Source organism: Wolbachia endosymbiont of Ctenocephalides felis wCfeT (genome assembly GCF_012277295.1).
GTDB lineage: Bacteria > Pseudomonadota > Alphaproteobacteria > Rickettsiales > Anaplasmataceae > Wolbachia.
The window spans coordinates 1,448,261-1,461,337 of the sequence record NZ_CP051156.1; the positions used below are offsets into that span (position 1 = coordinate 1,448,261).

A 13,077-nucleotide genomic window follows, 5' to 3' on the forward strand; every position below is an offset into this window, starting at 1 on the left:
TCCCTTAAAATATATACTATAAATTATACTCATTTAACTATAAATAAAAACTAAACAACAGTAGCTTTATTCAGTATCCGTTCACGTAACGGTGTTAATTTAAGAAAAGATAAAAGAAAAAACGCTGTTATTCTATAAAAAAGTTTAAAATATTTACTCTTTTATAAATGCACCTGTCCAAACAAACTGCTTTGCCAAGCCTCCTGTATTTTTACATTCATTATTTGATCTATATAATTGCCTTCTGGATCATCAATGCAAACTGATTGCATGTAAGGGCTTTTACCAACAATTTGGTTCTGGTGCTTACCTTTTTTACCACTAAATAAGACAGGTACGATTTTGCCTATCATGCTTTGATTAAATTCAAGCTGTTTTTTGCGAATTAACTCTTGCAGACGTAGCAAACGCTCCGTTTTGATTTCTTCTGGTACTTGATCCTTTCTTTCTGCTCCTGGTGTTCCTGGTCTTGGGCTATACTTAAAACTATAAGCTTGAATGTACTTTACCACCTCCACTAATTTCATAGTTTCCTCGAAATCTTTCTCAGTTTCTCCAGGAAAACCAACTATAAAATCAGAGGAAAACTCTATTTCAGGTTTTAGTTTGCGAAATTTGCCTATTATTTCTAAATATTCCTCTACCATATGCTTTCTATTCATCGCATGCAATATTTTATCCGAACCAGATTGAACAGGTAGGTGGACAAAAGGTATAAGCTTTGGTTCTTGCGCATGTGCCAAATAGAGGGATTCATGCATATCCCTTGGATGAGAAGTGGTATAGAAAATTCTCTCAAGTTTCTCAATTTTAGCAATATGACTAACTAGTTTTCCTAAATCCCAAATTTCCCCCTCACATTCCCCATGATAAGCATTTACATTCTGACCGAGCAAATTGATCTCCTTTGCACCACTTGCAACTAATTTCAATGCTTCGCGAAATATCTCGTTCACAGGTCGCGAATATTCAGCACCACGAGTATAGGGAACCACACAAAATGTACAAAACTTATCGCAGCCTTCTTGTATAGAAAGAAATGCAGATGAGCCCTGGCTATTTCCATAGCATTCGTCTGGCAATTTATCAAACTTTGCAACCTCAGGAAAATCAGTATCTATCACATGACCTTTACTTCTACTTGCTTTAACTATCAATTCCGGCAAAGCAGCAATACTTTGTGGACCAACAACAATATCAACAAACGGTGCTCTCTTAAATATCTCCTCTCCTTCTGCCTGCGCTACACATCCAGCTACTACTATGGTAGTTTCTTTATTTTTTTTCGACAAGTAGATTCTTCCAAGCTCTGAATAAAGTTTTTCTGCCGCTTTTTCCCTAATATGGCAGGTATTAAGTATTACCAAATCAGCTTCCTCTGCACCACTGACAACATTAAACCCTAGAGGTTTTATTATGTTCTCCATTAACACAGAGTCATAAACGTTCATCTGACAGCCATAGGTTTTGATGTATAGACCTTTCATAAATTAGAGCTCTTGTATAATCATGAATAACAGCAACTATTTTGTTGTCATCCCAGTGCTTGACACTGGGATGGCTTTGTTGCATAGCTAAAGTAAAAAGAACTGGCAGTTACTGACGAAATTCATTATAAACAGGCATTTAACCGACAAAGGAAAAATATGCCAGTCAAAATGAAAGTCAGTAACTGCTACGAATATAACAAATTTCTCCAAGAAAGAGGAAATATTTTTTATTACGTCAACGATGCCATAGAAAATTGGTACGAAAAAAGTCCCAAAATGGCCGGTAGCAACAATATTTATAGTGATAAAGTCGTAATTCTAATTCACATAATAACTTATTTGTTTAGAATAGGCCTAAGACAAACGGTGGGGTTTATAGCGGGATACCTTGAGCAAATAGGAAAAAATTTGCAAGTTATCAGCTATTCCCAGGCTTCCAGAAGATTCAAAAAGCTTAACTTAAAAATTAATGATCGAAGACATGATAAAAACAGTATGGAAAATATTGAGATCGCCATAGATAGCACTGGAATAAGCATCTACAATAATATTCCAGGCCATAGTAAGGCAAACGGTACAGATAGAAAGTACCGTGGCTATAAGCAAACAAGAAAATTGCATGTAATGCTGGAGATAGGTAGCAAAAAAGTCATAGCTGCAAAATACAGTAGTGGAGTTTATTCTGACCACTATGGAGCCTGTGATCTTATTGCAAGGGCTAATGCTAAATACAATATAAGCACACTATATGCAGACAGAGCATATAATCGAAAGAAGTTATACAAATTGTGCAATGAGCTTGGCATAAAGACAAAAATTCCTCTGCAAAACAATGCAGTGGAGCATCCAAAGCTGGATTATATGGCTGAGAGAAATTCTACAATCAAGCTCATAAAGTCATATGGTGAAGATGGTATGAAGAAGTGGAAAAAAGAGATAAATTATGGGAAGAGATCTTATATAGAAAGTTTTTTCTCGCGACTGAAGCAAACATTTGGGTTTAGTTTTAGGAACAAATCTGAGATTAACCGTGAGAAAGAAATGCTACTCAAGTGTTATTTGCTGAACAAATTTACTGAAATAGGCATGGCTAAATTTGAGATAGCTTCATGAATTTATTATGCATTGCCTCCTATCCAAAGAGCGATGCAACAAAGCCATTCCAGCGTCACGCGCTGGAATGACATCATCTTGCAATGTTCGCACAGATGTAACTGGAATTACACCAAAAAGTGATCTCATTATTCCTATCGTATCAATCCTAAAATCAATGTCTAAAATTGAAATTTCTGCAGAAGAGGCAGAAAAAATCAAAAATGGCCAAGAAATTACATTAAATAACTTGCGTAATTTAAATAATTATGATATTTGTTATGTTATAGTGGGTGATGTACCTGTTGCAATCTGTAGTTTTATTAATGGTTGCGTGAAACCTGTTCGTGTTTTTAATATTTAGATATGAGGTTTAGATGTCGATAACATCCGAAAAGAAAAAGAGTTTGATTAATATATATGCAATTAAAGAAGGAGATACTGGGTCATCTTTTGTACAGTGTGCAATTTTAACCGAGAGAATTAGCAACTTAACCGAACATTTTAAAATGCATAAGCATGACCATCACTCTAAGCGCGGTTTACTTATATTAATAGGTAGAAGACGCAAGCACTTAAATTATATAAAGAGAAAATTTGGTAATGAGGCCTATCAGGAATTAATAGAGAAGTTAGGCATTAGAAAATAATCGAGGAATTAATATGTTTAAAATTATAAAAAAATCTATAGAATGGGGAGGTCGTGACTTATCCTTAGAAACAGGAAAAATAGCACGCCAAGCCCATGGTTCAGTAGTAGTAAGTTATGGTGAAACATCAGTTTTAGTTACTGTAGTACATAAGAAGAAAGAAGAAAGTGTTGATTTTTTACCTCTCAATGTGCAGTTTATTGCAAAAAGTTATGCTATGGGTAAGATCCCTGGTGGTTTCTTTAAAAGAGAAGGTAAGCCATCGGATAGAGAAACCTTAATTTCAAGAATAATAGATAGAAGTATAAGACCACTGTTTCCAGAGGGTTTTCATGATGAAATCAGTGTAATATGTAATTTATTAACTTACGATACAGTAAACTATCCTGAAGTTCCGGCATTGATCGGTACTGTTGCAGCTCTTGCAATTTCTGGTTTACCTTTCCACTCTATTATAGCTGGAGTGATGGTTGGTTGTGATGAGAATAATAACTATATACTCAATCCTTCCGTTCAAGAGATAAAATCAAGCAGTTTGGATTTATTCTTATCTGGTGATGAAAATTCAATTTTAATGGTTGAATCGGAAGTAAAAGAGCTTTCTGAAGAGAGTGTTTTAAATTCAATGAAATTTGGTCATGAACATCTTCAACCAGTTATTGAATTTATAAAAGAATTTGCTGACACAGTTGGCAATAAACCTGAAAATTTTATCCCTGTTGATGCATCAGACATAACAAAAGAACTTGAGAAGTACAGTAAAGACTTTGAAAAAGCGTATTCACTAACAGTAAAGCAAGAACGCGTTCAAGCTTTAGAAGCAATTAGAGAGAATATAGTAAATGCTCTAGTAGAAGCAGGAAAAGACGAAAAGTTAATTGCATATGCAGTAAAAAACTTCGAAAGAGCTTTAGTACGTGAAATAATTAGAAAGAAAGGCGAAAGAATAGATGGCCGTAAAAAAGATGAAATACGCCAGATAGAAGTGGAAGTTGATATTTTATCAAGAACCCATGGCTCAGCACTATTTACCAGAGGTAACACTCAGGCGCTGGTTGTTACTGCTCTTGGTACTACACAAGATGAACAAATTATAGATGACATTGAAGGAGATAGACGTGAGCACTTTATGTTGCACTATAATTTTCCTCCATTTGCAGTTGGAGAAGCTGCGGCTGCTCGTGCGCCAGGAAGAAGGGAAATTGGACACGGTAAACTAGCTTGGAAAGCAATTCATCCTGTTTTACCTGACAAATCTGAGTTTCCTTACACTATAAGAGTTGTGTCTGAAATTATGGAATCAGATGGTTCTTCCTCTATGGCAACAGTTTGTGGAACATCTCTTGCTTTAATGGATACAGGTGTACCAATAAAAGCACCAGTTGCTGGAATTGCTATGGGCCTCATCAAAGATAAGGATGAGTATGTAATACTTTCTGATATCCTGGGTGATGAAGATTACCTTGGTGATATGGATTTTAAAGTAGCAGGTACTAGTGAAGGTGTTACAGCTCTGCAGATGGATATGAAGATTTCTGGTATAAATTTTGAGATTGTTGAAAAATCCTTAGAACAAGCAAAAGCTGGAAGGTTGCACATTTTAGAGAAAATGAATGCAGTTATTTCAGAGCATAGCGATGATGTAAAAGAACATGCACCAAGAATGTTATCGTTTTACATAGATAAAGATAAAATCTCTGCAGCTATTGGTACTAAAGGGAAAAATATACGCAATGTATGCGAAAAAAGTAATGCAAAAATTGAAATAGCAGATGATGGTAAAGTTTCTGTTTTCGCTATGAGCAACACTGAGGCTGAAATTGCAAAAAATATGATGATTGAATCAATTACAGAATTGGAACAAGGTGCTATAGTTGATGCTAAAGTTGTAAGAATAGAAAAGTCTATTGTAGAACTTGAGCTTCTTAATGGAAGAAAGGCAAAGATGCACATAAGCGAAATAGCTAATGAGCACATAGACTCTATAGAAAGCATGTTAAAACTAGATGATACTTTTAAAGCACTAGTAATTGATTTTGAAAAAGGCAGATGCCCAAAATTGTCAAGGCGTAGAGTTAATCAGGAAACAGGAGAGTTTTTTGAAGGTGAGCTTTATAATGAGGAAAAAAGAGGCAATACGAATGACAGAGAGAATCATAATGCATTTGGTAGGAAGCCTGGAGGAAAGCGGCCTTCTCGCCCTCGTTCAGACTTTAGTAATAGAAACAGGCAACCAAAGTTTGATCCGTCATCAGGTTTTTATTAAAGCTTGTATAGAAATGACAATATATAAGAATTATTTTCTTGCTGGAATTTAGCAGGAAGATTAAGATCATGTTTTAGGTATTCTTGAACTACATATGTCATGTGTAATATCAATCGCTTCGGATCATGCCGGTTGTGAATTGAAATTATGGATAAAATCTTATCTGGAAGATTTGGGTTATGCAGTTACGGATCATGGTTGCACTTCTGAGCAAAAGTCTGTGGATTATCCAGATTATGCAATTAAAGTTACAAAGGATATAACAGATAAAAAAGCAAATTATGGAGTATTAATTTGTGGCACGGGTTCTGGCATGAGCATTGCAGCAAATCGCTTTGAGGGAATTAGAGCTGTTTTATGTAATAGTACCAAAGTTGCAAAGCTAGCTCGAGAACATAATGATGCTAATGTATTGTGCCTTGGAGCAAGATTTACTAACAATAAGCTGGCAAAAGAGATAGTGAAACAATTTTTAGAGACAGAATTTTCAAAAGAAAGCAGGCATGAAGAGCGCATCAAAAAGCTCGATGAAATCAATCATTTAGATGAGAAAAAAAAAACTTACAATGAAGGTGAAGTATCAAAGTTTGCCAAAATGGCTGATGAGTGGTGGAATGAGAATGGTAAATTTAAACCACTACACATGATAAACCCTGTCAGGGCATCTTACATTATTGAAAAAATAAAAGAACTAAAAGATTGTGATCTAAAGGGGCTATCGTTACTTGATATTGGTTGTGGTGGTGGTATTTTATCAGAATCAATGGCCAGAGTTGGTATGAATGTTGTGGGAATAGATGTATGTGAAGAAAGTATAAAAGTAGCACGATCACATGCGGAAAAAGTGGGGTTGAACATAAAGTATCAGAACACCTGCGTTGAAAATCATGATGAAAAATACGATATTGTTTTGCTTATGGAAGTAGTTGAGCATGTAGATAATTTGGAGCTTTTCATTAAAAGAGTGGTAGAATTACTAAAGCCAGGGGGAATAATTTTTATATCTACAATAAACAGGACTATAAAATCCTTTTTACTTGCAATAATTGGAGCAGAATATGTATTAAACTGGTTGCCAAAAGGGACACATACCTGGAATAAATTTTTAAAACCAGCAAAGATTGCAGGTTATTTGAGAGACCATAATATTACATTGTATAATATGGCTGGCATGGAATACAGCGTAATGAAGCGTGAGTGGGAATTAACCAAAGACGTTGATGTTAATTATGTACTCTGTGGAAAGAGGAGTGTTATATAAATCATACGTATCCATTCAGCTGGGCGGTAAAATAAAGAGTAGACAAGGAATGCTAAAAAGGTAAACTAGAGTGGCTGTGAGGTAATATGGTTGATCTTTTAGAATTTTGCGAAAGTTTAAGCAGACTATAGAAAAGTTAGAAACAAAAATAGAAGAGCTTAAAGCAGAAAATAAAGCGCTAAGGATCGAAAACGCTGAGTTAAAAGAAAGGCTTGGCTTAAATTCAAAAAATTCATCTATACCAAGCTCCAAAGAATTATATAAGATGAGGGAAAATAAGCCAAAAAGTGACAGGAAAGTAGGAGCACAGGTTGGACATAAAGGCAGTTACCGCCCTAAAATGGAGGCAGATGAGATGGTAAAAATAGAACTGCCCAATACGTGTGAGTGCGGAGGAGAAATTGCGGTATCAAAAGATCCGTATACTCATCAAAAGGTCGATTTGCCGGAAATCAAGCCGTATGTAGTTGAATATTAACTAGAGCATGGACGTTGCAAAAGATGTGGAAAAAGAAAAAGTAGCAAGCTACAAGAAGGAGTAACTGCGGACACATTTGGTCCAAGAGTTAAGTCAGTAATTACAGCATTAAGTGGATTTTACAAGAATTCGAAAAAAGAAGTGGCAAATATTATAAAGGACATTTTCAACCTGGATATCAGCGTCGGTAGTGTATCAAATAGCGAGGCTAGAGTGGCAGAAAAATGCCAAGAAGCATATGAGCAAATTGAGGAAGAGGTAAGCAAGAGCAAAATTTTACATATCGATGAAACTAGCCATTACAACAAAGGTAAACAGGGCTGGTGCTGGATGTTTGCGAGCAAAATAGGAAGTGTGATCAAATTGACAGAGTCAAGAGGGATGAAAGTCCTGGAAAATAGTAAATTTGGAAAGAATAACAACCTAGTAGTGACCGACAGATATGCAGCTTACAACTACTTTTCCAGCAAGAAAAGGCAGGTCTGTTGGGCACATTTAGCAAGAGATTTTGAAAGGTTGTCTCATAGTTGGAATAGCGAAGTGAAAGTTTTGGGGTATTATTTAAGGAATGTTGCTACTGAATTATTTGCATTGAAAAAAGCTCTGTTAAAGGATGAAATAGACACATTAAGGTTCATAAGAAGAGCAAGAAAATTACGCAAGCGAACGAGATATTACTTAAAGAATATATCAAATTTACCCGAGGCAATTGGAGCGTCTCGAGTAGCAAAAAATATCATGAAATCGGATCTGATGATGTGGAAATTTTTGGACGATCCAGAAAATATTCCACTGACAAACAACTATGCTGAGCGACAGATTCGGCATTACGTTGTTTACCGAAAAGTTTCATATTTTACACAATCGAAACGGGGAAATATGTTTCTTGAGAGGATAATTTCATTGTACTTGACTTGGAGGCAAAAGAAGTTAAATCCTTTTCAAAACCTACTGGCTATTGCTTCTTAAGCCATACACCTGAATGGATACGTGTTTTAGGCCAATCGTCCACAAAAGGGTGTCATCCCTGTAATGATAACTTTATTTCGGTAAATCTTGGTTGGCTATATCATAACCTTTATTAGTAGCTTTTTCATAATTCAAGTGCTTAAGAATTACTTCTGCCAAGCTTTTATTAATTCCAGGTACATTTTGGATTTCAGATAAAGAAGCTTTACTGATATTTTCTACTGAGCCAAAGTAAGACATTAATGCCTTTTTTCTCCTGTTACCAACGCCAGGTATTTTGCTCAAATGTGATACAATAAACTGTTTATCACGTTTTTTCCTGTGTGTAGTAATTGCAAAACGGTGGGCTTCATTGCGCAGTGATTGTAAATAAAGCATGAGCTTGCTGTCATTTGCTAGACTGAATTCTTCCCTGCCCAGCGTATAAAATCTTTCGTTTCCTGCATTGCGGTCAGGGCCTTTTGCCATGCAAGCAAAAGGAATGTGAATACCTAATATATCCAGAACATTTTGCACTATGGAAACATGCCCTGGTCCACCGTCAATTAGCAAAAAGTCAGGTATTAAATTTTTCATATTGCCAGAAAAACGTCTAGTCAATACCTCTCTCATCATTCTATAGTCGTCACCTGAAATTTCCTCTTTAATGGTAAATTTTTTGTACTCACTTTTTAAAAAACCTTCCCTACCTGCAACAACCATGACACCAATCTGCTGATTTCCAGAGATATGGCTGTTATCATAAATCTCGATGCGCTTTGGAATATCTGGCAATGAAAAAACTTTACTTAGCTCTTCAAGTTTTTCTAGATTGTTTCTATAATCTGTCAATTTCTGTTCTAAACTATGTTGAGAGTTGTTATAAATAAACTCTAGCAACTTACGTTCTTCATTATTTTGTGCATGCAGAACTCTTATTGATTTTTTAGCAACTGCGCATAATGCTTGACCTATAGTCTCCGTATCCTGAGTGGAATCAGGAACATAGATTTGAGTGGGCGGTACATTAACTGAATTATAGAAATTGATCAAAAATGTAGATAAAATTTCTTCATCTAGGTGATCACTACAATTCTCAATAAAGTGAGGTACAGCTCCATAATTGCAGTTATTTCTAAATGACAGCACATTAATACATGCCAAATCTGCTTCGCGTGCAATGCTAAAAAAGTCTGCATCTTTCTCAAAAGAAAAATCAGTAGTCTGCATCTGAATTTGCTGCAGAAATTTTAGTCGATCGCGATAAACAGCAGCAAGTTCGTAGTTCATTTCATTGCTGCATTTTTCCATTGATGAAAGTAGTTGCTTTTGCACTTCTTTATTTTTTCCAAGCAGTGTGTCCTGTGCTTGTTTCACTGATTGACGATAATCATCTTTTGCGATTTTATTTACACATGGTGCTGAACAGCGCTTGATTTGATATTCAATACATGGTCTTTTTGTTGAAGAAAAATATTGATCTGAACAAACCCTCAAGAGAAAAGCTCTTTGTAATGATAGGATAGTGTTTTTAACAGCAGCAGCAGATGGGAAAGGGCCGTAGTAAAAAAATTCATCCTTTTTAAATTTACCTCTATATTTTGCTATTCTTGGGTATTCATGCTTGGAAATTGTTATATAAGGATAGGATTTTCCATCAGTAAGCACAATATTATAAGGAGGTTTCAGTGACTTTATTAACTGTGCTTCAAGGAGTAATGCTTCGATTTCATTCTTAGTAATAAAAGTTTCAACCTTTACCACTTGTGAAATCATTACTTTGATTCGCTCAGAAAGGCTTTCAAACTGAAGGTAATCGGATAACCTTGATTTTAAATTCTTTGCTTTACCAATGTATAAAATTTTATTCTTATCTCCTATCATCTTATACACGCCACAAGACTCTGGAGATGATTTTATTTGTTCTCTATATTGCTTGAGCATTGATGCATTGCTTAACCTGTATGAGACTGAAATCTGCCACTAAGTGAAAGATAGAAACTACATTGGCAAGCAAAGATAGTCTATTTCTTCTCAATTCACTAGAATCACAATTGATTTTTACATTGTCCATAAATTGATTAATAAATGGAGCAAAACCAGTAAGCTCATCAAGTGCTGCATTAAAGTGGTTATTTTTTATTGCCTGCTTTATGCTTTCATGAGCAGTAACTACATAATTTGATAATTTTGTTTCTTCATTCTCAATTAAGAATCTTTTACTATAGGATGCATTGTATGTAGTATTATCATTTTTTTCTGCTTTGCTAACTATATTACTAACTCTCTTATAAACACTTATAATTTGTTCACCTTCTGATGTGTTAAGGTAGCCATCTAGTATTTCAGTTTGCTTTTCTGCTATTAATAGATCGCTAATGTCAACTCTATATAGTATTGAATCTACAACATCTTGCCTTATATTTCTATTTTTCAAAATAACCTTAAATCTTTCTAAGCAAAACTTAAGAACTAATTCTGCAATTTGTTTTCTAGCCGGCTTATTGGACTGATCTACATCCTTAGCAAAGGCAAGTCTTGGATATAAAGATACTGACTTATCTATCAGCAGCTTAATTTGAATATGCAAGTTATTTTCTAGTATTGCTCTAATAATACCAATTGCCATTCTCCTTAAACCAAACTGATCATATGAACCAGAGATTTTTTCGCCTGCTGCAATTAAACCAACAAGGCTATCCACTTTATCAGCAATTGATATAGCTATTACTTCTGGTGATTTAGGACATTCTTGATCAGGCCCTATTGGTTTATAATGCTCAATTATAGCTTCCACCACTTCCTTATCTTCTTGAAAATGAGTAGCATAATATCCACCTATCACTCCTTGCAGTTCTGGAAACTCTCTGACTATCGATGTTGCAAGATCTGCTTTTGCTAAATGTGCAGCTCGCTCAACCTTAATCAATGATGCGTTTGGAATACATATTGCTATGTACTTCGATAAAGCGGTAATGCGCTTAACCTTTTCTCCAACACTGCCAAGTGAAGCATGAAACAATATAGAATTTAACTTTTTAACGTAATAATCTAAGTTTTCTTTTTTATCTTGAGATATTAAGAATTGCGCATCAGCAAGACGCGCTTCCAATATTCTTTCATGCCCTCTAATAACTTGATCATTATTAACATTCACCACAGTTACAAAGTGAGAAATTTCTTTTCCATTGCTCAGAGCAAGATACTTTTGCTGTGTATTAATTATGCTAAGTATTACTTCTTTTGGCAGCCCGTAAGATTTTTCCTGATTCACCTTTCCAAACAGTACAATTGGCCACTCTATTAGCCCAGTTAATTCATTAAGTAAGTAATCATTTCTTTCAAGCTGTACATTGTGCTCTTTTGTAAACTTGTTAATCTGATCTAATATGAATTGCTTTCTTTTATCTCCATGAAGAATGACATTATTTTTTTCTAATAGCTCAAAATAATCTTTAGGTGTATTAACAGTTAACGGCTCACTATTTGAGAGAAATCGGTGACTATATGTAACATTAGATGCTGTCACTCCTGCGAAAGATACAGGTATTATCTCATCATTTAAAATGCATAAAATGCTTTTGATTGGCCTAATCCATCTCTCCTTTCCTGTGCTCCATCTCATATTCTTTGGCCAAGAAAAATTCTTTAACATTTCTTCTAATTGATTTTTTAGAAACTCTTGGATGTTAAATGAACGGTTTTCCCTTTTAACAAAATAAAAATCTTCATTATTTACTTTGCGGACTAGTAAATCTTTCTCAGTTTTTTTATTCTTTCTTAAGAAGCCCTCGATTGCACTTTTTGGTGCATTAACATTTGGCCCTTTAATTTCACTATTAGAGTCTTTAAGTTCTATAGCATTTATGTTATCAACAAAAAGGGCAATACGGCGTGCTGTGATAAAAACATCTATAGAGGTATACTTTACATTATTTTTATTAAAGATGTTAGCGATATAATTCTTAATCTGTGCTGCAGCCGAATTCTGCATTCTTGATGGTATTTCCTCTGAAAGACATTCAAATAATAACTGTGCTGACATATGCTATTTACCCATATATAATTCACAACACTTTTTTGTCAGGTATCTAACCCTACCAATATATGCTGCACGCTCATTTACGCCAAGCACACCTCTTGCATCAAGTAAATTAAGTAGATGACTGGTCTTAATGCATTGATCATAAGCTGCTATAGGTAATCCTTTTTCAACGAGAAATTTACATAATTTTTCTGTATCTTCAAATTGCTGCTGTACTACCTTTGGATCATAATAGTCTAATGCTAAATGAGAAAATTCATATTCCCTTTGCTTGAAGATATCCCCATAAGTAACGTTATTGCCATTCCAAATTATATCGTAAACATTGTCTATGCCTTGTATACACATTGCCAAACGCTCCAGCCCATAGGCAACTTCACCAGGGATTATCTTGCAATCAATTCCTCCAACTTGTTGTATATAAGTAAGTTGTGTTACTTCCATTCCATTGCACGTGACTTCCCAACCAAGCCCTGATGCACCAACACTTGGGTTTTCCCAATCATCTTCAATAAACTTGATGTCGTATTTGTCTGTTGATATGCCAAGAGCCTTTAAGCTATTCAAATAGACATCTTGTAGATTGCTACCAGATGGCTTAATAATAACCTGATACTGGTGATGTTGATATAAGCGATTTGGATTATCGCCATAACGACCATCAGCAGGTCTTATTACTGGTTGAAGGTATGCAATTTTTGCTGGCTTTTCATCAATTGCTGACATGATTGTTGCTGGATGTAGTGTACCAGCTCCAACTTCGGATGTATATGGATGGAGTATAGTACATCCTTCACCAGACCAAAAATCTTGCAATCCTTTTATTATGCTTTGTAAGTCCATGCAA

General features: G+C 35.1%; 9 protein-coding genes and 1 pseudogene. 6 read left to right on the forward strand and 4 right to left on the reverse strand.

From position 1 onward, the window contains the following. Positions 1 to 161: 161 nt before the first annotated feature. Positions 162 to 1,487 (reverse strand): tRNA (N6-isopentenyl adenosine(37)-C2)-methylthiotransferase MiaB, encoded by a 1,326-nt coding sequence (miaB, locus tag HF197_RS07115; RefSeq protein WP_168464817.1) that lies wholly within the window; start codon positions 1,485 to 1,487, stop codon positions 162 to 164. Positions 1,488 to 1,646: 159 nt separating this feature from the next. On the opposite strand from miaB, the gene HF197_RS07120 reads away from it, so the two are divergent. The 6 genes and pseudogenes from HF197_RS07120 to tnpC all read left to right on the forward strand — a co-directional run bounded on the left by HF197_RS07120 (position 1,647) and on the right by tnpC (position 8,206). Next, on the forward strand, positions 1,647 to 2,603 hold the full coding sequence (locus HF197_RS07120) for an IS5 family transposase (RefSeq protein WP_168463866.1): 957 nt from the start codon (positions 1,647 to 1,649) through the stop codon (positions 2,601 to 2,603). 67 nt (positions 2,604 to 2,670) lie between these two features. Beyond that, a complete protein-coding gene (locus tag HF197_RS07125) occupies positions 2,671 to 2,946 on the forward strand; it encodes a hypothetical protein (RefSeq protein ID WP_168464818.1) in 276 nt (91 codons plus the stop codon). 13 nt (positions 2,947 to 2,959) lie between these two features. Then, positions 2,960 to 3,232, forward strand: coding sequence for a 30S ribosomal protein S15 (rpsO, locus tag HF197_RS07130; protein ID WP_168464819.1), 273 nt, complete (start codon positions 2,960 to 2,962; stop codon positions 3,230 to 3,232). A gap of 13 nt (positions 3,233 to 3,245) precedes the next feature. Then, on the forward strand, positions 3,246 to 5,498 hold the full coding sequence (gene pnp, locus HF197_RS07135; protein ID WP_168464820.1) for a polyribonucleotide nucleotidyltransferase: 2,253 nt from the start codon (positions 3,246 to 3,248) through the stop codon (positions 5,496 to 5,498). Between the two features lie 94 nt (positions 5,499 to 5,592). Then, complete coding sequence (gene ubiG, locus HF197_RS07140) at positions 5,593 to 6,759, forward strand: bifunctional 2-polyprenyl-6-hydroxyphenol methylase/3-demethylubiquinol 3-O-methyltransferase UbiG (RefSeq protein WP_168464821.1); 1,167 nt, start codon at positions 5,593 to 5,595, stop codon at positions 6,757 to 6,759. Positions 6,760 to 6,845: 86 nt separating this feature from the next. After that, positions 6,846 to 8,206, forward strand: a pseudogene (gene tnpC, locus HF197_RS07145) (IS66 family transposase). Positions 8,207 to 8,278: 72 nt separating this feature from the next. On the opposite strand, the gene uvrC reads toward tnpC, so the two are convergent. Genes uvrC through HF197_RS07160 form a run of 3 tightly spaced genes read right to left on the reverse strand, consistent with a single transcriptional unit; the run spans position 8,279 to position 13,073 of the window. Next, complete coding sequence (gene uvrC, locus HF197_RS07150; protein WP_168464822.1) at positions 8,279 to 10,129, reverse strand: excinuclease ABC subunit UvrC; 1,851 nt, start codon at positions 10,127 to 10,129, stop codon at positions 8,279 to 8,281. Continuing rightward, positions 10,113 to 12,230, reverse strand: a complete 2,118-nt coding sequence (glyS, locus tag HF197_RS07155) for a glycine--tRNA ligase subunit beta (RefSeq protein WP_168464823.1) — start codon at positions 12,228 to 12,230, stop codon at positions 10,113 to 10,115. Before glyS ends, uvrC begins: the two co-directional genes overlap by 17 nt. Before the next feature lie 3 nt (positions 12,231 to 12,233). Then, entirely contained in the window at positions 12,234 to 13,073 is an 840-nt protein-coding gene (locus HF197_RS07160; protein WP_168464824.1) for a glycine--tRNA ligase subunit alpha, read from the reverse strand. Between the last annotated feature and the right edge of the window lie 4 nt (positions 13,074 to 13,077).